We start from the raw sequence: 25,048 nt of genomic DNA on the forward strand, positions 1-25,048 counted from the left end.
CTCTTATATAAAGCCGTTTGAAACAGTCTTTTTTAGATTTTATGCTTGACTAAAAATATGACTATTTTTGACTTCTCAAAAGCTTAAAAGGATAGAAAACTATCCTTTTAGACGGTGTCATATTTACTAAAGGTTTTCTTCCATTTTTAAATAGATTTCCTTGGAAATAGCTCATTATTAATCTCCTTTGTTGCCCTCTATTTTATATAAGCTTGAATCAATTATATTAATTTCTTCATAAGGGGTAATACCAAATATATGACGATAAAGTTTTTCATCTAAATGTTGACTTGCAAATCTCAAATACTCATTTATCTCGTTATTTAACTCACTGGCTCTCCTAAAATTAGTTTCACCAGATTTTAAACTAGCCCCATCTATTTCATCAATTGTTTCCAGTAGTTTTAGTCTTCTATATTCTAATTCTTGTATATCTGCATTGTTATAAGAGTAGCCCATATACTTATATGCATATCTAGCTCTACTTAATAAAAGTGATATTTGTACTGTATAAGATCTACCTAAAATACATTTATTTTTGATTACATTCCAATCATCTAGATTTCTACCAAATGTACCATAAAGTAAACTAGTTAATTTATAACCTTTTGCATGTTGCACTATTCTACTTGGATGTGAATTTCTTCCATTATATAAAACTTGATTGGTTACTTGATGACAAACTCCATCTCTAGCATATCGATATATTGAACCTTTACCATTTTTTGTGTTTGATGTGACAAGACAATTTGCAAGAGTCCAAAGATTTGAAGATTGTCCTATTAAAGTACCTTGTGAATAAAAGTCTCCGTGACAAAACCAAAAATGTTCATTTCTATTTATTACATTTGCTATCGTTTTTATTTTAGTTTTTGTGATATCATAAGATGTCACAAATGTATGGTCAACCGGTGCACCCTGTACAAATGCAGGTTTTGTGAATACGTATAACATTCTCCCCTCTTTTTCTACTTTTTTAAAATTGATTATACTTTATATCACTTATATTTATATATATAACTGCCAACAGTTAAAATTATAATAAGAGATAACACCATGTATAAACTGATACCATAGCATAGTACTGTTGATAAAAAAGTTATTCTTTTATGAAAATAGATATTTCTTTACAATCATTCTAACTAAAAAAGGATATTTTATATTTAAGGATAATAGTATAAAAGTTAGTTTTTTTTTAATACATTATATTTGTAATTAAAAACATTCTTAAAGGTACACTTTTTATGTCTTTTAATAATGTATATAAATATTAATTAGGATAAAATGTTCCTTCAATATATAGTTATCTTAGAAAGGAATAATATGATTTATGGAATAGTTTTACTAACGTGGATAGTACTTTTAGCCTGGCTTGCAGTTGATATTCATAAAAGAAGTCCTTGGACTTTGTTTTTTGGAGCAATAGGGTTTACCTTATATGGAGCTATACCAGCAATTGGCTTAAGTATGGACGGAGATAGCCTCAACAATATAGCAATGAAATATTTTGGTCAAATGTTAATGATATTTGTGTCTGTGCTTGGTGGAGGATTAATGAGTTTAGCATTAACTGAATTAAGGCAAAAAGCAAAAAATAACAAAAATGAGGAGACCAATAATTTACCCTAGTGGGAAATTATTGGTCACGACAAACATTATCTTAAAAAAGGAGTTTTATGCAATTAAAACAAATAAATAAAATTTTTGGAATGTCTTTATCTACTATAGAGCAAAATAATAATAATTCAAGTTTTCAATTAAATTCAGAAATTTATCAAAATGTACTTTCGAAAGTAGAAAACAAATATGGTAATCAATTTTTAAAATTTGATATATCTCCAGAAAATTACATGAAATATAAAAATGGAAAAACTTCATCTATGATTAAAAGTAATACAGGCGGAATTCAAGAACATTCAGGATTTGAAGCTGTAGAAATGGTTAATCTTGTTGATTCAATTTTTATGGAAATTGATAGATATTATACTACTCAAATAATATCTGAATTTAACAGTTCTGTAAATCAAATTTTTCGAGCAATTGACGATTTTCAACTTCAAATAAATAATCAATTTTTAGACTTTAAGAAAGAAGAAAAAATTGAAGAACTAGCTTCTTTTAAAGACTTTTTTGAAGATATAAGTTATGAATTAGGAGAAATATCCATATCTCCGATGAGAGCAACAAGTTATATTACTAATCTAATTGATATAAAAAGAAAAAATTATAAAATTTATAACTTTTTTATTGAAAAACTAAATGGATGGATTGATACTATTTCTTTGTACTATACTAATAGTGGTGATTATGTAAATAATATAAATTTTCAAGAATTAGAAAAAGATTTTTATTTTGCTAGACAATCTATTTCAACATATATGATTTGTTTAATTTATGAACATATTATTTGTGGAAATATTGATATAAAATCTAAAGATAAAATTATCTTAAAATTGGATACCTTTCTAAAAAAGTTTAAAGAGGTTGAATCTAAAATAAAGAATGTTCTAATTCAAAGATATAATCAAAATTATAATAATTGGAATTGGTATCATTCCTATAAACAACATGACAATAATAATATTAATTGGTTTTTAGAAAATTCAGTTAAAGAAAACTTTGAAACAAATATCGTAAATAATATTTTTAATAAAAGTGCAAATATTCTAGAAAATGTAATTTTAGAGGAAGAAAAAGATAACAAAATGCAGGAAGAAGAACAAGTCTAAACTGCTATTAATTCGAGCTTTTAAGTGTCGAATAAATAAAATCCAAAGACCAAACTGTCAAGTCGTTTCGCCACTTGTCCTTCAGTTAGGTCGTTCTCCAACCTCTTACTTTTTGAGCAATTTTTATAAAATAAAGACAGTTCCCAAAAGAGTTGAATTTTTGAACAGATGAAGTAGTCAAATTGACTACTTCTTTTTAGCTACATCTTTGATTGCTCTATAGATTGTATTACGTGCTACATGAAAAAGTTTAGATAATAAAGCAACAGACTTTCCTTTTTCATGCTGTTTATATATAACATTCTTTTCTTTAGTGCTTAGTATAGCTTTTCTACCAAACTGAACACCTTTTTTTGCAGCTTCAATTCCTTCTCTAACACGCTCATTTATTAAATCACGTTCAAATTCTGCAATAGCACCTAACATGGTAAATAACAATCTAGTTGCTGGAGATGTTGTATCAATGTTTTGATGTAACACTTTTAGATTTACATCTTTATTTTGTAAAAACTTTGCAATATTATGGAGATCTATTACAGACCTTGCTAATATGTCAAGTTTTGTAATATAAAGTACATCACCTTCTCTTACAAAATCCATCATAATCTTAAACTGTTCACGATTTGATTCATTTTTTCCTGATTTTTTTCTGAGAAAATCTTTTCACAGCCAGCACTTTTAAGTTGATCAATTTGATTCTCAAGATTTTGACTAGAGGTTGAAACTCTTGCATAACCTACATTCATAATAAATCCTTTTTATTGAACTTACTATTTATCTCATATATAACTATCAGTATTAAAAGGACATGAATGTCTGTTAATTGTTAAAAATCCCATTAAAAAGACAAAATGTCCCTTAAGTAAGGTCAGAAAGAACAAGTTCACCAACCTGTTCTTTTTGGAGTTTGTTCAAAAATTCAACTCTTTATGGGAAAAGATCTCCTTTAATAAAAACTGCTCAAAGAGTAAGAGGTTGTGAAACGCCGCGTTAAGTAGTAAGCAACGCTACCACCTAACCTAAACCATTGCACCGTAAACACAAAATCCAACGTTAGCACTGAAAATGCTGAGCGTTGGGAATCTGTCTTAAACGCTTTGTTAGGCTTTAAAGTGCGCTTCAATACGAGCTACAAAATGTTTGTATACTAAACTTTCTAAAGACTTCAATTTTTGATTGGCTACGGTTGACAAAGATTTACAAGTAAACTGCTCAACAATGTACTCACTTACATTAGTTTGGTCTCTAGAAGCAACTAACCAATAAAACTCCTTGTCATTGGTAAATCCCATATAAAAATTCAAATATACATAACTCATATCCTTATGATCTTGAAGCTTGTTGGATGGATCAAACCGAATACCAACAGATTTATTCCAATGATTATTGTCTGAATAGTCGATTGTTAACCCAGCACTTTCTAAAGAAAACATCAAATTCCAGTCACTATTATTTGTTCTAAACGAACCTATGTCGGTAGAAATTTCTTCACGTAACTGTTTAGCATAAACTTCGAGGCCTCTGCATATTAGATTTAATGACTCTGATATTTCATTAAGCCTGATGTTAGTTTCCGATTCATCTCGTTGTGAATCTATATATACATTACTATTTTTAATTTGAGACGAAAACAATCTAATCTTGTCGTTAATACTTTTCTTAGCTTGCTGTCGTTCAGTCATAAAGCCAATGATGTCATCTTTAACTACATCAACTTGTGTAATTAGATCATCGATACTTGGACGTTTATTAGGAGATTGACTAGTACATGAAGTAACAATGCTCTGCACTATATTGGCATATTCTTTAGGCAAATATAGGTTTAAATGCGTGCCGTTACCACCCAACGTTTCATAGTTATTAGGTGCATTTTTGCCAGCAAAAATAGCCCATAACGTTCTTCCTAAGCTCCATATGTCACCAGGAGAATGATCTGGCAATGGATAATTGCTTGCCCATTCTGGGGGTCTATACCCCTGAGAACCTATAGATCCTTGCTCAGGTGTCATTCTGTCTTCATTACACGTGTTAATCCATAGAGACAACCCAAAGTCAGCTAATATGGGTTCATTCTTTTCATCTAATAATATGTTCTGAGGCTTGATATCTCTAATAGCAAGTCCTTCATCATGAAGTTCTTTGACAATTTGAAGAAGTTTCTGAAAATCTTCTAATTTTTGAATTGGTGAGATGTTGGCATTCTTATCATTCAAATACTTACTTCTATATGTACCACCTGAATAATACGGCATAACATAAAAAGGTCTGTTTGATGACAGTCCGTGATCAATATATTTAATACACCCTGAAATATTAGATAACTCTTTCACTATATTGATTTCTTCAAGAAATCTCTCATATCTCTCACCTTCAAACTGCTCACTCTTATACAGCTTTAGTGCAAATATTTCTTGTGATGTGCTTCGAGACACCTTATAAACATAACTATTTCCACCTTGTGCAAATGGCTTGGTTTCGATGCATTCCCATTCTGACTGACCGCTAAATATCATTGTTTCCTCAAATTTCATTATTAAAACCCAACTATTTATTAAACGTACATTATATACAAGATAGCCTGAAAATCAATAAATAACATGCACAAAAAGTGTCGTATATCAAAATGCCTACAAACACCTTAAATAAGCTATTTTTGTAGATGTTACTATAAAAAATATTGAAATTGAGATACTTTCTAAATAAATTTTATTTATGATATGCTTTTTATGTATGTTTATTATCGATATTTAGATGATAATAGTACTTAATGCATGTATATTAAGGTGATTCGTAATATTAAATATATCAAGAGAAGTAATGTGGGCAGAAAATTAGCTTTAAAAATATAAGTTCAACAACCAGTTCTTTTTGGGAAAACCTTTTCATTCGTAAAAACTGCTCAAAAAGTAAGAGGTTGTTGAACGTTTAAAATAAGCCAATAATTGTCCGCAGAGTAATTTATTAGCTCCACTGATTTGTTATACACTTATTCTGTATTTATCAAACAAATTTCTAAATTTAGCTGTAAACGATATACAAGTTTGATATTCTTCCTCTGTAATAGTTCCAATATATTTATTATTTCCACTATTATCCAAAAGTGGTATTAAAAAATTTGAGTGCTTCATATATTTAATAATAGCATTATAAGCAATATTATTATATTCCCAATAATCGTGTGGCTTAGCTTTTATTTTTCTCGTAAGCACGGTATTTTTAATATCTTTACTTGTACTTTTAATTTTTAATCCAATATTCATTTTATAATGTTCATCTTCGTCAAACTTTCTGTTATCTGTTGTTCTATCAAGAGCATATATTGAGGAAGCAAGTGAACCAATTGAAGTATAAAAGTTTTTCTCTGAACTAAACATGGCTAATATTTTCTTATTTTCTATTGCTATTTCTTTAGCTTTAAACCACTCTTGTTGTCTTCTCTTTGACTTAGTTATTCGTTGAATATCAGATACATTATAACCTAACAACTGAAGAAATTTATAATTTGACATTCTTCTTGTCTTTAATACTTTACTTTCTGAATAAAAATTTTCTAATAATTCATCCGTTGAAACTGTACCATATTGTAAATTAGTATGATTTTTATATACTAAATAACTATACGCTGATATTTTGTCATTTGAAATAACTAATAATTCATGCGTGTCAGCAAGTGAATACACGAATAGTTCTCCTTCATCAAAAGGAAATTTACTTAGTTCCTCATACACTTCACTATTTGAGATATTAAGAGTAAGTTCTTGTAAATACCCATCTGTAATATATTGATTTACAACGCTTACTAATTCTGCTTTAAAGTTATCAATAGAAGAAATATCTTTGGGTATATAAACATTAATTAGACAAGTATGTAACTCACATAATATTGAATTTAATTCATTTTTTTGATATAACTCTATAATCACATCTGAATCCAAAATAATTCCATTAAGTGCTATACTTGATATTTTATTTGCTTCGATAGTTGTCCCTTTCCATAACGTTTGTCGTGAGCGATAATTTACCGCTAGGGCAAATTATTGTGTTCCTCGTAGTTGTTTACTGACCTTTTTAATGTTGATACACCACCGCCATGCAAGTCTGTTTCAATTCTCACTGTGCTGTGATAAAGTTGCTCCGTTAATCCTAGGCTCATTATTTCTCCTTATGCATAACTATTTATTATCAGACACAATGTAAAAAAATCAAATTTATTCTTATTATTAGGATAAAAATATGTTCCTATAATAATTTAAAAATAATTATATTAGAATAACAATAAAAAATTACTTTTTAATATAAGAATAACGGAAAATATGAGTTATTTAGAATAATATGTCTGGATAAAAGAGCATTATGGACTTTTTATTTTTGTAGTAATATTTAAATAGAAGTGATTTTGTTCCACTAAATCATACTTGAAATTCTAAAATATCTAAGCTAAAATTACAAGTTCAACAACCTGTACTTTTTGGCACAAATCTATGAACAGTCACTTAAACTATTTTAACATCAGAGATAAACTTTTCCATACCATATGGATCTGGAACTACAAATAGTATTTGTCCATCGTTTATCAAAGCTTTTGCTTTAGTTCTTTCAATTGTTTCTTCACCATTAAAATAATCTTTATTTTTATACTCGATTAGATATTCATTTCCATCTATAATATTTAGTTTTTTTAGCTCTTCTTGTGATGTTGGAGTGAAGTTCATTTTTAGCCTTTAGCTTTTATTTTTCATCTTTAAAATATGGATGATTTTTAAAATGACTATGTACTAAAGCAGTTATAGCTAATATTGCTCCAACAGCAGTTACAATAGTTATAGCTGTAAAATCAATTACCATTAGTTATTCTCTTTTTGTTTCTTTTCATAATCATATTTACCAATAACTAAAATAGTAGCAATAAATAAAACAGATATAGTTAATATTTCAATACCAGACATTTTAAATCCTTTCTAATGAATATATTTATCTACAAGATAAGTCATCACTTTATCTTTTTTCGCATACATTAATCCTACAAATCCAAATACTGTACAAAGTACTGCAGATAAGTAGTCTTCTTGATATAAAGATACAATAATTAAAATTGTAAATACTAATATTATTTGTAATTTTAGATTCATGTTATTTCTTTTAAACTCTTTTATTAATTTTATCTAAAAGGTCTTCAATAATATTTAACTCATCATATAAACCTTGTTTAAAATCACCATCTTTTAGATTTGAAAGTTTTGCTTTTTGTTTTTGAATATGTTCTTTAAATTCAACGATAAATGTACTTTCTTTTTCTAAATAAAAAAATATCAATTCATTAAGCCATTTTGCAGCACTTACTCTTCCTTTTCGGTACTTTTCAGATAAATGCTCATCCATTTTATTGAATTTATAATATGTTTGATGAGATGATAAACTTTTACTTAATTGTTCTAATTTAGGCAGAGACTTTTTCATACTATAATATTAGCAAATGATTTTATTCTTCATTTAAAATATTACAGTTTGTAAGATTTATAAAAATCTATTTTTCTAATCTATTCAAACTATCAATTAAAGTACTTCTTTTTACATTAAATGTTCTACAAGCAGCTGCTTTACTCATTCCATCATCTAGTGCTTTTTTAATGGCTAATAGTTTTTCATCATCAATAGCTCTTGGTCTACCACCAACTTTACCTCTTTTCTTAGCTGCTTCTAATCCTGATTTAACTCTTTCTTGAATTAGACTTCTTTCAAATTGTGCTAATGCACCAAATATATGAAAGAATAGTTCACCTGATGCTGTTGTTGTATCCATTCCTTCTGTTATTGATACAAAGGAAATATTTCTTTGTTTTAAAGAACTAATAATTTGAATTAGATGAGCTAAGCTTCTTCCTAGTCTATCTAATTTCCAAACAACTAAAGTATCACCTTCTTTTAAAAATTCTAATGCTTTTTCTAAACCTTCTCTTTTATCTTTTGCACCAGATGTCTTATCATAAAATATATTTCTTTCATCTATTCCATATTTTAAAAGTGCATCTTTTTGCAAATCAAAGTTTTGATCTAATGTTGAAACTCTTACATATCCTATTAACATACGAAAAACCTTTATATTTTAGTTTTCGTATTATATCATATTCCGATATAGTTTTTCGCATATTATTTGGGTGTTTTTTTGTTAAATTTTGGGTTTTTATTTAATGTGTCGGAAAACAGATGTTTTATGATGAAAAAAATTATTTAATATTTAGACTTTAATAAATCTAAATAATATTATTTAAATATACTATTATTTATGAATTATTTTAATTCATAAAATTTTATTAAATGAAAATATTTAATATGATATAATTATTAATATTCTGATTATTTAGGTGGTAAAATGTCGAGGCTAGTTATTTTAGGTTTGGATATAGGTAAAAGTTCGAAAGGTTGGTCATTAATAGACAAAATGAATAACTATAGAATCATTGATTGTGGAGTAAGAATTTTTGATGCTCCTGAGACACCGAAGGATCAAATATCGCTAAATAAAATTAGATCTGAAAATATTAGAGCTAGAAATTCAAATATTAATTACAATTTTAGAAGAAAAAAAATATCTCAATTGTTTATTAATTATGGACTTGTTAAAAAAGAGTTATTAGATAAGTATAATAAACTTGTTCCTAAGTCAAAAAAAAGAAATGCACTTTCAATAAAAATGGCTAACTATTTACATTAATCATTTTATTCCCCCAATATCTTAATTTTAGACACTAACTCTTATTAATCTATGTTATTTTTTTATTAACAGTACTTTTAATGTTTGATTATTACAACATTATCTTCTAGTTCAGATAATTCTTTGATATAATCATAAGGTTTTATATTGTGTTTTATAATATAGTCTGCTTCATTTTTCATTGTATCAATACGATTAGATGTTTCTTTTAAAATACTATCAGTATAAATAATTTTTTCTTTTAAATTAGAATAATCATTACCTAGTTCATTATTCAGATTATAATCTGATTGTATTCTTAGTACATCTATTTTATTAAAACTACTTATTTCTTTTACATTTGAATAATTTAACTGCCAATTATACATATATGATTGCATATCTCCAAGTAAAAATTCTGAATATAGTTCCCCTAATACACAAGTTATGTATCTAGAGTATAATATATTTGCAACATCCAAAGGTAAACTACCATCAACCCAAAGTTTTTTATCTTTTGCTATTGCCAAATAATAATTTTTATATTTTCTAAAAGTACTATTTGCTTCGATTAGAAGTTCTCTTCTTCTTTTTTCATCACTAGCAAACAATGCATTATGTAATTGTTCTGATGCAGTCTTCACATCAGCAAAATTTAGGAATTCTAAATTAGAATCAATTTTTTCAGCTATTTTTATTACTTTTTCTACTTTATTAACTACTATATTTAAATTTTTTTCAATACTTTTTAATTTTTGAGTAACTAAGGTAAATCCACCTACACTAATGCCCAAGTTTGCTAATGAAGATATGGCTCCTACACTACTTATTAATTCTAATAATTCCAAACTTTCTTTTATCTCTGATAGTCCTGAGGTATCTAAAATATTTGTAATAGAATTTAATGGATCTACAGAAAAAGGTATATTATTAAATATTTGAGAAAAACTTCCTGTCTCTTTTAAATGAGCAACAATCCTTCCCGTTTTAGCATCTTTTAATATTGCACCATATCTTATAATTTTTCCAGATGCTAATAATCCTCGCCATGCTAAAGGTACAACAAAAGGTATCATTTAAGCTCCTTTTCAATTTCAATTCTCTCTCTTATCTTAATTAAAAGCAATGTAACAGGAATTATTTTTCTATATGCTGGTGAACCTAATATAATAAACAAAGCGGGCAAAGCAAGGATAGAAAAAACAGATGCTCCTACCATACCCATAGTTAATGTTGATACACCGAAAATGTAAGCGTATGATGAAGCCCAGAAACTACTGTAAAATAAACTTAATGTTATAGGTGTAGCTCCAATAAGAGATGCAGTTGTACTTGTGAAGATTGAAATTGAACTATTTATAATATTATCTTTATAACCTAGTTTAGATAATTCCTTTCTAACTTGTTTTAATTTTTTTTCTTTTTTTTCTTCAGGAAGTTTATCCCATTTTTTTTTCATAGTATCAACTTGAATTATAAAATTCTGCATTAGCTCATTTTCTAAATCAATTACTGAAAAAGAGTTATCTATTTTAATTTTTCTTCGTTCTTTTACTCTTATTTTTTTTATAATATTAACTAAAACATCTTTATAACTATTTTTATTTTTCTTTATAATATTGTTAAAAGTATGATTAGCAGCATCTTCATATATTTTTAATATTTCTAAATCATTAATATTATCGTGACTTATTTTTAAATGTTTACAAATTTCTTTTTTTTCTTCATAAGTTGCATTTTTTATTCTCTCTAATATGATATTCATTTTAATAAACTTCTCTCAATCTATTCAATAATGAATCTAATATCTTATTATCAATCTCAAGATCAAACTTGTCAGCAACTAAACTATGTAAAGCAATAGTTTTTTTAATATAATCTTCCTGTTCTTCAAATGTAAATCTATTCCAACTATTTTTATTCTTTTTACCATTATGATATTTCAACAGTAATTGTAAATTGCTTGGATGGTGTTCACCTTGCTTTTCACTATTTAATAGGGCTTCTGCATGATCTATTTCAAAGTCTAATCCAAAGAACTGTTTAAAACCTTTCTGAATGTTCTCAAACTCTGTAATTCTATAAAGTTCAAAGATTTCTAATTGATTACTGGCATTATTTATAATATCCTGCCTTTTTAATGGTTCTATATCTTCTTCAATTTCTTTATCTGTTTGTTTTTCTAATTCTTCTTTAGAAATATATTTAACTTTTCTTGGTCTTTCAGTATCATCAATTGATAACTCCTTTGCCCATTTTCCAGACGATATATTTGATGAAATTCTTGCTGCTATTTCTCTTAATCCAGTTGTATCATTTTTTTGATTAGCTGCTTGTTCATTAGCTTTTAGTAATTCATCAGGGTACATTTCACTAAATTTTATTGCCCATTCAGAAATAGTTACATAATCAGTGAATGTTTTTATCGCTTCTAAATATTTTTCAACGATTTTCATATTATTTTCTACTTGGATGAATTTGTGATTTAAGTATTTTAGTTAAATCTTCAACACTCATAGGTTTGTTAGTTAAAGTTTTTCTAATTGGTTCAAATGTATCTAACATTCGGTTGTATGTTTCCACTACTTGCATATGAGAATTAAGGTCTCTTTCTTTAAACTCTTGAAATCGTTCAAGATCATTTACTAAAAACATCGCTGTTCCCATATATTCACTTTCATTATTACCATCAAACCCTCTGAATTTAGGATCTTTGCCAAAAGGTTCAGCATCAATTTCTAATTGTTTCTTCTGTTCAGGTGTCAAGTGAGAATATGCATATTCTATAAAACTCCACATATCTAAAATATCTACTACTTCTTTAACTACTTTAGGATCTTCTGATTCTTCAAATGGTATTCCACTATATTTCCATTTTAAACCCCAAAGTTGATTCCCAAAAATTGCTGATTTTATAAAGTCAGGTTCAATTTCACCCTCTACACCTAGTTTTTCATATAACTCACTAAGCATTAAGATAATTAATTTTTCACCATCTGATAACTTCATTTTTAATCCTTATTTTTTATTTTCTACTTGTTCACGTTTTTCATCTGAAAGTTTTTTTACTATGGGAATAAAAGTTTGAATCTTATAATATATACTCTTCCCATACTTCTTTGTATCTTCAAAAGTAATAGCTTCTGATAGATTTTCTATATCACTTTTCAAATCACTATTTAGTTCTTTAGCTTTATTATTAAAATTCTGAGAAAAATGTTCACTTTGTTCTAATATAAAACTTGAAAAAACCTCTACTTCTTTTGCGATATCAGCACAATTTATTCCTGCAAAAACAGAAGGATTAAAAGATGGACCAACTTTTGAAACCACATTCAAAACCCTTTTTGTTTCAGAATAAACTTGAGAAACCTCTACCGTTTTTCTAAGATAAATGATTTCATTTTTAAATTCTTCTGCTTTAGTTGCAGCATTTATAGATTTTCTGGCTTCTACAAATGCCCATATTGCAGCACCTACAGAAGCAATTGAACCAATAACTGAGATTATATCTACTGTTTCCATATCAAACTTTCCCACCTACACCTTTAAACTTCTCAATAAACATAGCTATCTTTTGAAACACACTTTGTTTTTTAGTTAAGTATTGTGGATTAAGTGGACTCATCTTAGGCAAGATTGCATTTAGTTCAGTTCCATTCTCACTAGCATACTCTTTTTTTAAAGATGACATTATATATCTCTTAGCAGCTTCTTCATTTAGGTTTTCATCAGTGATTAACTCATCAGCTTCTTTTTTCTGCTCTGCTTGTGCAAATTTAAAAAACTCGTCAATCACACTAGCTTTATCTCCAATACCATTTATATCAGTTTGATTAATAAAATCAACTATTAAACTCTCTTTTGCTCTATTTCCTAAACTAGCACGTATAACCCTTCTAACTTCTTCAACTAACTCTGATTTATCTTTTACTTTTTTATTATGTTCAAATATCAACTCTAAAATATAATCAAGGTTAATCTCTTGGGATTTAAGTAGGTCAATTTCAAATACTACTTCATTCCAATCAATAGTAGACTTCTCTTTTTCATCAGATGATTTTTCTCGTCTTATCCACTCTCTAATATCATTATATGTTGATTTATAATCTTGAATGATTCTTTCATTTGGGATTTTAATTTCACACATTTTATTAAAGTCTTCATCATTTAGATAATACTGTGCTTTAAACTGCTCTACTGCTTGTTCATCTTCTTTATCTAAGTCTTGTAGTGCTTTTAATCCTGAGAAATCATCATAGTTTTGAAGTACATTCTCAGCTTTTAAATATTCACCAAATAATTTAGCGAACTCTTTTTTATCTTTCTCTTTTTCGATTTCATCTGGATTAGGGAATTTTTGTTCAAGCTCATTTACAATATCTAAATAACCCCTTCTTGCATCTCCCGTTGTTGCATCTGTGAAACCTTGCATATATTCAGTATAGCTTTTTTCTAATACTACGTTTTTAGTGTTTTTATCTCCAAACAATGTAATAGCATCAACTGTTGATTTTTCTAAATCTCTAAAAGTTACTATATTTCCAAATGTTTTAGTAGCATCATAGATTCTATTTGTTCTAGAGTATGCTTGCATTAAACCATGATATCTAAGGTTTTTATCCACAAACAAAGTATTTAAAGATGGTGCATCAAATCCAGTTAAGAACATACCTACTACTATAAGTAAATCTACTTCTTTATTTTTTACTCTTTTAGCTAAATCTCTATAGTAGTTTTGAAACTCTTTACTATCAACCCCATACGAAGTTTTAAACATTCTATTATAATCATCAATAGCAGAACTTAAAAACTCTTTTGCACTAGCATTCATAGCAGTTGGCTCAAAGCTTTCATCTTCTATATCACCTATTGCATCTTGAGTTTCATTAGCAGCAAATGAAAATATAGTAGCAATTTTTAAAGGTCTATCTTTATCTCTTTGTAGATTGTTAAAAGCTTCATAGTACAACTTAGCAGCATCAACACTACTTACTGCAAACATTGCATTAAAGCCTTTAGCTCCGATTGCTAGTCTATGTGTTTTTTGATTGAAGTTATTTAAAATATATTGAGTGATTTCATTTATTCTTACTGGATGAAGTAGTGCTTGTTTATTCTCAAAGCTACTTAGTTTCTTTTCATCTGTTTCACCCTCAAAGTCTTTAAACTGTGGTCTTACGTCATTATAATCTACTTTAAACTTTAATACCTTTTCATCTCTAATAGCATCAGTTATAACATAAGAGTGTAACTGTGTTCCAAATACACTTGCAGTAGTTTCAGCACCTAATGCATTTTCAGGGAAGATAGGAGTTCCTGTAAATCCAAATTGATAGTACTTTTTAAACTTTTTAGCTAAGTTTTTTTGAGCTTCACCAAACTGGCTTCTATGACATTCATCAAATATAAAAACTACTTGTTTATTGTAAATTGGTAGGTCATTTTCACTTTTCATTAGATTATTTAGTTTTTGAATAGTAGTAACGATGATTTTATTATCATCTTTTTCTATATTCTTTTTAAGACCTGCTGTACTATCACTTCCATTTACACTATCAGGAGAAAATCTTTGATACTCTTTCATTGTTTGATAATCTAAATCTTTTCTATCAACTACAAAAAATACTTTATCTATAAACTCTAACTCAGTTGCTAATCTTGCAGCCTTAAAACTACTTAGTGTCTTACCCGAGCCAGTTGTATGCCAAATATATCCTCCACCATCAATACTGCTAAATCTTTTAGCTTCATAAGAGCTGGTTACTTTCCAAATAAGTCTTTCTGTTGCTGCTATTTGATATGGACGCATGATTAATAGTGTATTACTTGTATCAAATACACAGTAGTTTATTAAAACATCAAGCAGCGTTTTCTTTTGTAGAAAAGTAGCTGTAAAATCTTTTAAATCTTTAATTAAAGTATTATCTGATTTTGCCCAGTTCATTGTAAAATCGTAGCTATTTTTATCTCTTTTAGTTGTATTAGCAAAGTATCTACTATCTGTTCCATTTGAGATTACAAATATCTGTAAGTATTTATATAATGAATTATCAGAGTTAAAACTCTCTTTAGAGTATCTATGCACTTGGTTAAATGCTTCTTTTATAGCTACACCTCTTTTTTTAAGTTCAATTTGAACTAAAGGCAAACCATTTACTAAAATAGTTACATCATATCTATTTGCTTGTTTTCCTTTTATGGCAAACTGATTGATTACTTGAACTTTATTTCTAGAAATATTCTTTTTGTCTAAAAGGTAGATATTTTTAATAGTTCCATTATCAAAGGTAAAATCATAGATATAATCATCATGAATTTTTCTAGTTTTATCTATGATATTATCGCTTGGTCTATCTAAGTATTCTTCACAAAACCTATTCCATTCACCATCGCTGAACTCTATTTTATTTAGAGTTTGAAGTTGAGTTCTAGCATTTATAAGCATTTTAGAAGCATCAGTTAAATCTTTAACAAATTCATAACCTTGGTTTTCCAAATCAGAAATAAGCTCATTTTCTAAATCAGCTTCACTTTGATAAGAGCTTCCCTCTTGGTCAATTTTAGTATATTTATCTAAAACGATAAAGTTTTTTGATTCTGCTATTGTTTTAGTTTGTTGTGTCATTTGATCCACTTTGATTTAAAAATTTATATTCAGTCTCTAAAAAGTTAATTAATTCAATTAACTTAGTTTTATCATTTTCTTGAACTTCACTAATCTCATCACCTGCATGTGCAGAATGACTTGAAAGGTTTAAGATACGGTTTGCAAAAGGATCCATGACTCCATCAATTACAGGTAATAAGTTTTCCCATTTAGAATGTCCTAAAAATGTAGCAGTTTTTTCTAAAATATTCCTCATAAAGCTAAAATGATACTTCTTTATTTGATCATCACTAATAGCTTTCTTAATCTCAGAAAAAAGTTGTAAATGGTATGAAAAAGGAGTTCTCCTGCCAAGTTCTGTTAAACTAAAATTACCATCACTATGTTTATTAAAGCGATATTTTATTGATTTGTCAAAATGATAAATCCACCTTTCTATTCCCGTGTTAGCTTCACCTTGAATATAAAGTTCATTAGGTACATTATTATTAAGTTCATTAGATATTACATTGTAAAATAGGGGATTATGAGTTGTTATTATAAATTTAAGGTTTGACTTACTATTTTTAACTAGTTTTGAAATATTAACTGCTAATTCTATCAAGTGATTATCATCTAAAGAACTTACAGGATCATCTATAAATACATATTCTAACTGATTAAATATATCTGTTGAACGATTGGATAAATCAGTTTCATTTAATATCTCAATAACTTCTTCTAATAAACTGTAATATACACACCATATAAAATTACTTTCTTCAGCTTTAGAGATTTTAACATTTGTTAAACTTTGATCGTCACCTCTTGTAATTGAAAATGTCACCTCTGAATATTGTTCATTAAAAAAAGGTGTTATAAAATCACTAGTAAAATTTTGGAAATTGGTTACAATATTATTATCTAATCCTTGATCTCTTAAAAATTGTAATGCTAAATTTGTAAAATTATTAGGACGTATTATCAGTTTTCTATTTGTATCTGTATCTAAATCATTATCCCAATAAAAAAGGTCTTCGGTAAAAGCATTGTAATACATTACTTTTAATTGTGAATTTTCTTGTTCTTCTTCAGTGCTTTTAGGATCAACTAATAACCTAAATTTACGTGATAAACGGGTTTTACCAGTACCATTAAAAGCATAAATAAGCTGTACTTTTTTTTGAGAGTTCTTTAATTCTTGAGCAACTTGTTCTAGTGACAATGACATATTATACCTTCATATTTTGTTTTGGGAATGTTAAAAGTAAATCTCTGTAATACTCGTATTGCTTTGTTCTAAGTTCTATCTCTTTTGGTAGACCTTCACTGATTGAGTTAGTTAAAGTGTCGAACTTATCTAAGATTGATACGATTTTTTCTTGTTCTTCTAGAGATGGAATAGGGATTGAATAGTTTAATATTTGTGATTTATCTCCTCGAGGCATTTTCGCTCCTTTTGCGTGTTGCATATTAAAATCAAAAAATCTATCATCTGATAATACTTGAAATAAAAATTTAGGATTTATTCTTTTATCAGAAATATGAATAACTAATACATCACCATTAGTTCCACCTTCACAGTCAGCAAACCAGATTTTTTTAAGATAAGGTCTTATATTTCCAATTAAAATATCGTCATTGACAAATTTAGTTGAATTTCCTTCAGTTGGAACATGATTTGAGTCTACTTTACCAGCTCTATTTTGTAATAAATTATCTACTCCTACATAGTTTTTATTGTTTAAGAACTCTGCACTAATCCGTGCTTTTGAATATTGAGCTACTTCCCCCAATGGCTTAAACTCAACTTCGCCATCTTCAAAAGTCAATAATTTATCTCTATAGTAAGTATATTGTTTTTTTCGTGCTGTAAGCTCTGCTGTAAGCTCTGCTGTAAGCTCTGTGAAATTGTCTAAAATTCGTACAATTTCACTTTGCACATGCAAGGGTGGGATTGGGATTTCAAAGGTTTTTATTTTTGTAGTTCCTACTAATGCAAATCCTCCAGGACTAACATTCATCTTACATAATTCACCAAAAATATAACTGTAATAAAATAAATATTTATGATTAACTATATTTTTAAACTTCTCTTTTATACTCAATACTGTTAATTGTTGATTGCATAAAAAATCATTTGTAATTAAAGCATACTCACCAATAGTGGCTGTAGTAGATAAGATTATTGAATTAGCAGGAAATAATTTTCCTGATTTTACTGCTTTATCAGTAACATGTTGAACTGAATCACTTAAAACTCTACCATTTTTACGAATATCTTCCATTCTAAACCAAGGAACAGTTCCATTAGACCAGAACTCAGGCTTATTTTTGGATGGTGTATAACCATTTTTTACATAACAAACTTCATCTAAAGTTTTCCACTCAACTTCTACACCATCAAGCAATTTTTCCATAAAATTTAAGCTACTCACGATTATAGTTCCTCTGTCTTAAATTCACTATAACCCTCATAGTAGTAACTTACATCAATACCTTTCATAAATAAGGCTCTATCATCGATTTGATCTGTAAGTGCAAGTTTTAGTAGATGTTTGATTTCTATGTCTTTTACTACACTTCTTTTCATAGCTGATAGATATTCATCTTTATCTACCTTGTTCCAGTCTATTACTTGTTTAACTTCTTTTTTTAGTATTAAATCAAGCCATATTCTTGTAGCTCTCCCATTTCCTTCTCTAAATGGATGTGCTATGTTCATCTCTACATATTTTTCTATTATCTCGTCAAAGTTTGACTGAGGCATTGAATCTATATGCTTTAAAGATACTTCTAAGTACATCAAAGGAGCAAATCTAAAATCATCTTTAGAAATATTTACTTTTCTCATATTCCCAGCAAAATCATAAATTTCAGAAAATAGATAGTTATGAATAAAGCATAGCCCTTTAAATGTTCCTACTTCTACTTTAGCTAAGTCTTGTGAATCAAAAAGTTGTTTGGCTTTTTGCTTAGAGATTTTTTCTTCTGCTTTAGCTAGTTCTATTTGGTCTGTGATACCTAGTTTGTTTTCTAAAATCATGCGATATCTCCCTCAATCTGTGAAACGATTTTATCTATTTCACTTCTTAAAATGTCAATCTTAGATACAGTAGTTTTAAGTTCACTATTTAGTTTAGTAATATCAATCTTCTCTCTTGTGTCCTTTGCTTCAACATAAGAACTAACAGATAAGTTATAGTCATTTTGAGCAATAACGTCATTATCAACACTTTTAGTAAAATGTTCGATATCTTCTTTACTATCAAACACTTTCATTATTTGCTCAATATGGTTATCTTCTCCCTCATAAGTTAAGATATTGTTATTAGTTTGCTTTTTGTAAAGCTCACTTGCATCTATGAATTGTGTTTTAGTCTCTTTTTTGTTTTTAGCAAGAACTAGAATATTAACTGCAATTGAAGTTCCAAAGAATAGATTTGGTGCTAGTGATATAACAGTTTCAACATAATTACCATCAACTAGATATTTTCTAATCTTTTGTTCTGCCCCACCTCTATAAAAGATACCAGGGAAACAAACGATTGCAGCTCTTCCTTTTGGCGATAAATAGCTTAAACAATGTAATACAAATGCAAAGTCTGCTTTTGATTTTGGTGCAAGTACTCCAGCAGGTGCATATCTATCATCGTTTATTAGTGTTGGGTCATCACTTCCTACCCATTTAACAGAATATGGAGGATTTGAAACGATTGCATCAAATGGCTTATCATCTATGAACTCTGGTTCTACTAAAGTATTACCAAGGGCTATGTTAAATTTATCATAGTTGATGTTATGTAAGAACATATTCATTCTAGCTAAGTTGAAAGTCGTGTGGTTAATCTCTTGTCCAAAGAAACCATCTTCAACAATATGTGCATCAAAGTGCTTTTTAGCTTGTAGAAGTAGTGAACCTGAGCCAGCTGCTGGGTCATAGATTTTATTAACTGTTGTTTGTTTATGCATTGCAAGTTGTGCTATTAGTTTAGATACACTTTGAGGTGTAAAGAATTCTCCACCACTCTTACCTGCATTTGCTGCATAGTTTGAGATTAAGAACTCATAAGCATCACCAAACAAATCAATATGGTTTTCTTCAAACTTACCAAAGTTTAGTCCTGCAACACCTTTTAGTACAGCTGATAACCTTGTGTTCTTGTCTTTTACTGTATTTCCTAATCTATTACTAGTTGTATCAAAATCAGCAAATAAACCTTTTATATCTACTTCTGATGGATATCCATTAGCTGAACTCTCTATAGAATCAAATATAGCTTTTAAATCTGTGTTTAAATCTGGATTATCATTAGCATTTTTAGCTATGTTTATAAATAATTGACTTGGATAGATGAAGTAACCTTTGGTTTTAATGGCATCATCTTTAATTTCTGGTGTTATTACATCATCAGGAAGTGCTGCATAGTTTACACTTTCATCACCTGCTTCAATATAATTAGAGAAGTTTTCACTAATGAATCTGTAAAATAAAGTACCTAAAACATACTGCTTAAAGTCCCATCCATCAACGCTCCCTCTTACATCATTTGCTATTTGCCATATTTGACGTTGTAACTCGGCTCGTTGTTGTGTACTTGTCATTAGTATAATTCCTTATTATTTTAATATTATTATTTTACTGAATTTTGACTAATATTCTCATGTAACTAACATGATATTATTGGACTTTTATAAAATGAATCATCTTTTAGTAAATCATTATCAAAATATATTATGCCTCCACAATATAAAAGACTTTATCCTACAACATATGAATTATTAGATGATTTAATAGGATTAGAGTCTGTAAAAAAAATATATTTGATATTATTAACATAATTAAGGTAGAGCAATTAAGAAGTCCTAAAAAACCTGTAATAGGTCATTATATATTTCAAGGTAATCCAGGTACTGGTAAAACAACTGTTGGTAGGATTCTTGGTAAAACATTTAAAGAGCTAGATCTTTTAGATTATGATCATTTTATAGAAGTGACAAGAAATGATTTAGTTGGGCAATATCAAGGACATACTGCTGAAAAAACAACTAGAGTTTTAGAACAAGCATTAGGTAGAGTTTTATTTATAGAAGAAGTATATTCTTTAGTTAATGGTCCAGGAGATGATTTTGGGAATGAAGCAATTAACACAATAGTTTGCTTTATAAATCAGATTCAAAACCAGTAAATTACCTAAGAGTCACAGGTGAACCATCTGGAAAAGGAAGAGGTAACAATCCTCCTAAAATATAAGGTAAGTAACCTTATCTAAACACTTTTATTTTAATATTCTGGATTTAGATCTTTGAAGCAAAGAAAAGTTTGGCATTAAAACACAAACTTTTTTGATAATACTCTTGGAATGAGTCTCATCGCTTAATTTAGTACTTTTTCATGCTCATACTAAAAAGGCTTCATGGTGGGTAATGCGATACCATATATTTCACATATCATTAAGACTTAGCAAAAGTTACCTCAAGCTTGGTTGAGTATCTAGTATCAAACACTACGCCATATCTGCATGTAGTCCAACTTATTAGCTTCAATAGTTTCCTATTTCACTACAACCGATGTACGGTCTCTTTTTTATTTGTTCACTAAATGGCGTTATTATGAGATACCTTTACAACTAGAATTAGCCTCATAGATAGCTACTTCACCAGACACAAGAGATTATGCCTATCAATTAAAAAACATTACTTTATTCTCAACAATAAAGTTGATTTTTAATTTTTTTAACATTGAAAAAATAGTTTATTTTTGATATAATTTAGTTCTAATTATAATAGCTCGGTCGGTCGCCAAACTCACTCGGGCTATTATTCCCTCCTTTAAATAGACAGAATTATCCTATTAACTTAAACATTGTAAATAATAGAATTTAAAAATTGATTGTAATTAAGATTAGATTGTAGATTTGGTAGATGCACAATCTAATAATAAATACTTAGAGCTTGATAGCTTATCAAGTGACAAACTAATCAAGCAGATTGTGCGCCTACCAAGCTCTAAATATTTATAGGAAAAGTATATATTTATTTAAACATATTGTAAATAAGAGATTTTTTGGTAGTATAAATTGTAATATGATTTAATTTGATTGATTATGTAATTTAAAATAAAGATTTTAAGATTTTAAGCTTAAAAAAAATAATTAATTATTGAAATTAAGTTTATCAAGCCAATCTGCATACCATTGTATCAGCTCCCTTTTCTCATTAATGTATTTGTATTTAGACTCACGATTATATGCAGCCTTAATTCTATTTCTTTCTTTATGTGCAAGACAAGATTCTATAATATCAGAATGAAATCCATGTTCTTTATAGTTTTCATAAGCTACAGTCGAAAACATACTTCTAAATCCATGAAATGTATGCTTACCTTTATAACCTAATTTAAAAAGAGTATCAGATAATGTTGCTCCAGATACACCTCTATCATTTTTAAAAGGTGAAGGGAAAACAAACTTGCTACGATGTCTTGAATATGGCTCAATTTGCTTTAATAATTCAACTGCTTGTCTAGGAAGAGGACAAACAAACTCTACTTTTGCTTTCATTTTTTCTTTTGGTATTTCCCATACTTTATTATCAAAATCAATATCATCCCAACACATTAATCTAATATTTTCACTTCTGACAAAAACATAAGGTATAATTTTAAATATAAATACTGTACTTATATCACTCTTAAACTTTTCACCTATTGTATTTATATCAATTAATAATTCTTTTATTTCTTTTGCACTAGTTACTGCAGGGAAGTGTGTATTTTTATTGTTAGAAATAAGAACACTACTTTTATCTATATCTGCAATTATATTATGTTCTATGTACTCTTTTGTAACAGCGTATTTAAAAACTTTATTAATTAAAGAAAATAACCTATGAGCAGTTTCAATAGTTCCTTTATTTTGTATTTTTTCTAAAACATTAACTATATCAATACTTCTAATGTCCTTAATTGCAACATTACCTAACCATCTTGTAAGATTATTTAAAATTCTTTTATTTTGAGTAATGGTAGCAATACTTGCTGACTTACTTCTAAATTCAATCCACTCATCAATTATATTTTGAAGAATTAGTGTTTCACTAATTTTTTTTATTCTTTTGTCAACAATTGGATTAATATTATTTTGTAAAAGTTCTCTTGCATTTTCTCTTTTTTCTCTTGCTTCTTTTAATCCAACATCAGGATAAAGACCAAAAGACATAGATAAATTTTTTCCTCCATATCTAAAATCGTATCTCCAGAATTTACTACCGTTTGGTTTTACAACAATCCAAAGTCCTTTACCATCAGCTTTCTTATATTGCTTTTCTCTAGGTTTAAAACTTTTTAATTCAGTAATTGTTAAAGGTTTAGATATCTTTGGCATTTATCAGGTACTCACTTTAAAATAAAATTTAATTACCTGAAATAGTACCTTATAAAAACTTGATTTTTTCTGATTTGATGTGATTAAATATGATAGAATATAGTATTACTGAAGAGTCTCAAAGCCCATATTAATGGGCTTTTTTGACAACTTATTTAAGCTTTTGGCATAACTTTAACAGGAACTACTTGAATCTCTTCCATGTTCCATACACCATTTACAACATAAGGTTCATTTACTAACCACTCATCAAATTCATCTTCGTTTTCAAAGTTTGTTAATACAGAAGAACCTACCATTTTTTCATCTTCTATTAAAGCACAAGCTGAAACAATTTTACCTTCAGCCATTAACTTTTGAGTACCCTCTACATGAGCAGGTCTTGCTTCCATTCTTTTATCTAAAGCATCTTCATAATCATAAGCGATAACTAAATATTGCATCTTAATCCTTTTTTCTTGATATAAAATTTTAACCAAATAAAATTAAACAATAGTTACAAGAGTATCAAAATAATATCCTTGCACAAAATCACAATCTAATTCTTTAATCATATCATAATCATATTTTGTTTCAACACCTTCAATAATTGAAAACTGACCATTTAATTTTATAGTCTTCAATATACCATTTAAATAGTGAATATAATTTTCGTTTGAATTTATTTGTTTTATAAAAGATTTATCTATTTTTATATACTTACTATTATTCATCATATGAAAAGAAAACATTGAACCATCTTGAGCAAAATCATCTAAAGCAGTATCAATTGACTTGCTATTTAACCAAGTTGAAAAATCTTTCATAATTGTTGCACTTGTTTCATCATCACTACCATTTTCTGTAATTTCAACAACTAGATTTCTTTTATTCTCTAATAAAAAATTTTCCCAATATTTTTGTTGTTCACATGTAACAAAAATATCTGCATCAAAATTTAAAAAAAGTTTACAATCAAATCTGAAATTCTTTATCTGTAATTCTTTATTTCTTTTCTCAAGTTCAAAAAAAAGTTTATTATTATGATGTAGCTTTTTAAATATTTCTTCTGTACTAATTAAATCATTATTGATGTCAAATTTTGACAATGCCTCATATCCATATATTTCTAGACTATCTTTATATAAAATAGGTTCATACTTAGTATAATAACTAGCATTTAATATTAATTGTTTAAACTCTATACTATTCATAGAAAGGATAATAACAAATTTATCCTTACATAAAAATGATAATTACTATTAATATTGATTTATATTAAATTTATTGCAAATATGAAACTAACTGGGTAAATAAGGACATTCATATACCTAAATAAATTACTCATTTTAATATTTATAGGCATTACTTCTTCAACACTTATTCCATTTAATAATTTTTTCATCATTGATAATTTAAATGTTATATCTAAAAACTTAACAATTAAAATTGAACTCATCCAAAAACCAAAGTTATTTAAATAAAAAGATAAAAAAATAGTATAAAAAAAAGTAACATGCATAGTAAAATACAAAAAGATATTTTGTTTAAATATATAAAAATTATTTAGAATTAATCCATGTAGTGTATCTGCTTTTTGCCATCTTGATTCAAAAAGCTCTAGTAGTATAAAAATTGAAAGTAGTAGTAAAATTTCCATAATTTAACTTAAACA

General features: G+C 27.8%; 25 protein-coding genes and 1 pseudogene. 4 read left to right on the forward strand and 22 right to left on the reverse strand.

The annotated features are described in order from the left end of the window. Positions 1–177 precede the first annotated feature (177 nt). Positions 178–954 (reverse strand): hypothetical protein, encoded by a 777-nt coding sequence (locus ACH5BF_RS07790; protein WP_423273652.1) that lies wholly within the window; start codon positions 952–954, stop codon positions 178–180. A gap of 369 nt (positions 955–1,323) precedes the next feature. Here ACH5BF_RS07790 and ACH5BF_RS07795 point away from each other — a divergent pair, with 369 nt between their 5' ends. Then, positions 1,324–1,629 carry a hypothetical protein gene (locus tag ACH5BF_RS07795; RefSeq protein WP_423273653.1) on the forward strand — a complete coding sequence of 102 codons (306 nt, stop codon included), beginning with the start codon at positions 1,324–1,326 and terminating at the stop codon, positions 1,627–1,629. Between the two features lie 47 nt (positions 1,630–1,676). Beyond that, positions 1,677–2,729 (forward strand): hypothetical protein, encoded by a 1,053-nt coding sequence (locus tag ACH5BF_RS07800; protein WP_423273654.1) that lies wholly within the window; start codon positions 1,677–1,679, stop codon positions 2,727–2,729. A gap of 186 nt (positions 2,730–2,915) precedes the next feature. Here ACH5BF_RS07800 and ACH5BF_RS07805 read toward each other — a convergent pair. From ACH5BF_RS07805 to ACH5BF_RS07835, 7 genes and pseudogenes are all read right to left on the reverse strand, one after another. Further along, a pseudogene (locus ACH5BF_RS07805) lies at positions 2,916–3,475 on the reverse strand (recombinase family protein). 354 nt (positions 3,476–3,829) lie between these two features. Beyond that, positions 3,830–5,260, reverse strand: a complete 1,431-nt coding sequence (locus ACH5BF_RS07810) for a protein kinase domain-containing protein (protein WP_423273655.1) — start codon at positions 5,258–5,260, stop codon at positions 3,830–3,832. A 447-nt stretch (positions 5,261–5,707) separates the two neighbouring features. Next, positions 5,708–6,664, reverse strand: coding sequence for a hypothetical protein (locus ACH5BF_RS07815; RefSeq protein WP_423273656.1), 957 nt, complete (start codon positions 6,662–6,664; stop codon positions 5,708–5,710). 558 nt (positions 6,665–7,222) lie between these two features. Next, a complete protein-coding gene (locus tag ACH5BF_RS07820; RefSeq protein ID WP_423273657.1) occupies positions 7,223–7,441 on the reverse strand; it encodes a hypothetical protein in 219 nt (72 codons plus the stop codon). Between the two features lie 246 nt (positions 7,442–7,687). Beyond that, positions 7,688–7,858, reverse strand: coding sequence for a hypothetical protein (locus tag ACH5BF_RS07825; RefSeq protein ID WP_423273658.1), 171 nt, complete (start codon positions 7,856–7,858; stop codon positions 7,688–7,690). Positions 7,859–7,868: 10 nt separating this feature from the next. Beyond that, positions 7,869–8,186, reverse strand: a complete 318-nt coding sequence (locus ACH5BF_RS07830; protein WP_423273659.1) for a hypothetical protein — start codon at positions 8,184–8,186, stop codon at positions 7,869–7,871. Positions 8,187–8,253: 67 nt separating this feature from the next. Then, positions 8,254–8,814 (reverse strand): recombinase family protein, encoded by a 561-nt coding sequence (locus tag ACH5BF_RS07835; protein WP_423273660.1) that lies wholly within the window; start codon positions 8,812–8,814, stop codon positions 8,254–8,256. 285 nt (positions 8,815–9,099) lie between these two features. Here ACH5BF_RS07835 and ACH5BF_RS07840 point away from each other — a divergent pair, with 285 nt between their 5' ends. After that, positions 9,100–9,441 carry a hypothetical protein gene (locus ACH5BF_RS07840; RefSeq protein WP_423273661.1) on the forward strand — a complete coding sequence of 114 codons (342 nt, stop codon included), beginning with the start codon at positions 9,100–9,102 and terminating at the stop codon, positions 9,439–9,441. 77 nt (positions 9,442–9,518) lie between these two features. Here the strand turns inward: ACH5BF_RS07840 and ACH5BF_RS07845 are convergent, their stop codons facing one another. Genes ACH5BF_RS07845 through ACH5BF_RS07890 form a run of 10 tightly spaced genes read right to left on the reverse strand, consistent with a single transcriptional unit; the run spans position 9,519 to position 20,614 of the window. Next, positions 9,519–10,496 (reverse strand): hypothetical protein, encoded by a 978-nt coding sequence (locus ACH5BF_RS07845; RefSeq protein ID WP_423273662.1) that lies wholly within the window; start codon positions 10,494–10,496, stop codon positions 9,519–9,521. Beyond that, positions 10,493–11,185: a hypothetical protein gene (locus tag ACH5BF_RS07850; protein WP_423273663.1), complete on the reverse strand. Its 693-nt coding sequence runs from the start codon at positions 11,183–11,185 to the stop codon at positions 10,493–10,495. Before ACH5BF_RS07850 ends, ACH5BF_RS07845 begins: the two co-directional genes overlap by 4 nt. Before the next feature lies 1 nt (position 11,186). Next, complete coding sequence (locus ACH5BF_RS07855) at positions 11,187–11,876, reverse strand: HNH endonuclease (protein WP_423273664.1); 690 nt, start codon at positions 11,874–11,876, stop codon at positions 11,187–11,189. 1 nt (position 11,877) lies between these two features. Next, positions 11,878–12,429: a YfbU family protein gene (locus tag ACH5BF_RS07860; protein ID WP_423273665.1), complete on the reverse strand. Its 552-nt coding sequence runs from the start codon at positions 12,427–12,429 to the stop codon at positions 11,878–11,880. A 9-nt stretch (positions 12,430–12,438) separates the two neighbouring features. Continuing rightward, on the reverse strand, positions 12,439–12,960 hold the full coding sequence (locus ACH5BF_RS07865) for a hypothetical protein (protein ID WP_423273666.1): 522 nt from the start codon (positions 12,958–12,960) through the stop codon (positions 12,439–12,441). Beyond that, on the reverse strand, positions 12,947–16,048 hold the full coding sequence (locus ACH5BF_RS07870) for a type I restriction endonuclease subunit R (protein WP_423273667.1): 3,102 nt from the start codon (positions 16,046–16,048) through the stop codon (positions 12,947–12,949). The genes ACH5BF_RS07865 and ACH5BF_RS07870 overlap by 14 nt, the downstream gene beginning before the upstream one ends. Continuing rightward, complete coding sequence (locus tag ACH5BF_RS07875; protein ID WP_423273668.1) at positions 16,032–17,234, reverse strand: AAA family ATPase; 1,203 nt, start codon at positions 17,232–17,234, stop codon at positions 16,032–16,034. The genes ACH5BF_RS07870 and ACH5BF_RS07875 overlap by 17 nt, the downstream gene beginning before the upstream one ends. Positions 17,235–17,241: 7 nt before the next feature. Then, a complete protein-coding gene (locus tag ACH5BF_RS07880) occupies positions 17,242–18,447 on the reverse strand; it encodes a restriction endonuclease subunit S (protein WP_423273669.1) in 1,206 nt (401 codons plus the stop codon). Positions 18,448–18,449: 2 nt separating this feature from the next. Beyond that, complete coding sequence (gene fic / locus ACH5BF_RS07885) at positions 18,450–19,055, reverse strand: protein adenylyltransferase Fic (protein ID WP_423273670.1); 606 nt, start codon at positions 19,053–19,055, stop codon at positions 18,450–18,452. Further along, positions 19,052–20,614, reverse strand: coding sequence for a type I restriction-modification system subunit M (locus ACH5BF_RS07890; protein WP_423273671.1), 1,563 nt, complete (start codon positions 20,612–20,614; stop codon positions 19,052–19,054). The genes fic and ACH5BF_RS07890 overlap by 4 nt, the downstream gene beginning before the upstream one ends. Before the next feature lie 287 nt (positions 20,615–20,901). On the opposite strand from ACH5BF_RS07890, the gene ACH5BF_RS07895 reads away from it, so the two are divergent. Further along, on the forward strand, positions 20,902–21,198 hold the full coding sequence (locus ACH5BF_RS07895; RefSeq protein ID WP_423273702.1) for an AAA family ATPase: 297 nt from the start codon (positions 20,902–20,904) through the stop codon (positions 21,196–21,198). Between the two features lie 966 nt (positions 21,199–22,164). On the opposite strand, the gene ACH5BF_RS07900 is transcribed toward ACH5BF_RS07895, so the two are convergent. From ACH5BF_RS07900 to ACH5BF_RS07915, 4 genes are all read right to left on the reverse strand, one after another. Then, entirely contained in the window at positions 22,165–23,394 is a 1,230-nt protein-coding gene (locus tag ACH5BF_RS07900) for a tyrosine-type recombinase/integrase (RefSeq protein ID WP_423273672.1), read from the reverse strand. Between the two features lie 155 nt (positions 23,395–23,549). Then, complete coding sequence (locus ACH5BF_RS07905) at positions 23,550–23,837, reverse strand: YciI family protein (RefSeq protein ID WP_423273673.1); 288 nt, start codon at positions 23,835–23,837, stop codon at positions 23,550–23,552. A gap of 42 nt (positions 23,838–23,879) precedes the next feature. Beyond that, positions 23,880–24,587: an EAL domain-containing protein gene (locus tag ACH5BF_RS07910; RefSeq protein WP_423273674.1), complete on the reverse strand. Its 708-nt coding sequence runs from the start codon at positions 24,585–24,587 to the stop codon at positions 23,880–23,882. Positions 24,588–24,646: 59 nt separating this feature from the next. Next, positions 24,647–25,033, reverse strand: coding sequence for a hypothetical protein (locus ACH5BF_RS07915; protein WP_423273675.1), 387 nt, complete (start codon positions 25,031–25,033; stop codon positions 24,647–24,649). Positions 25,034–25,048: the final 15 nt, after the last annotated feature.

The organism is Arcobacter pernae (assembly GCF_049472135.1).
In the GTDB taxonomy this organism is placed as follows: Bacteria; Campylobacterota; Campylobacteria; order Campylobacterales; family Arcobacteraceae; genus Arcobacter_B.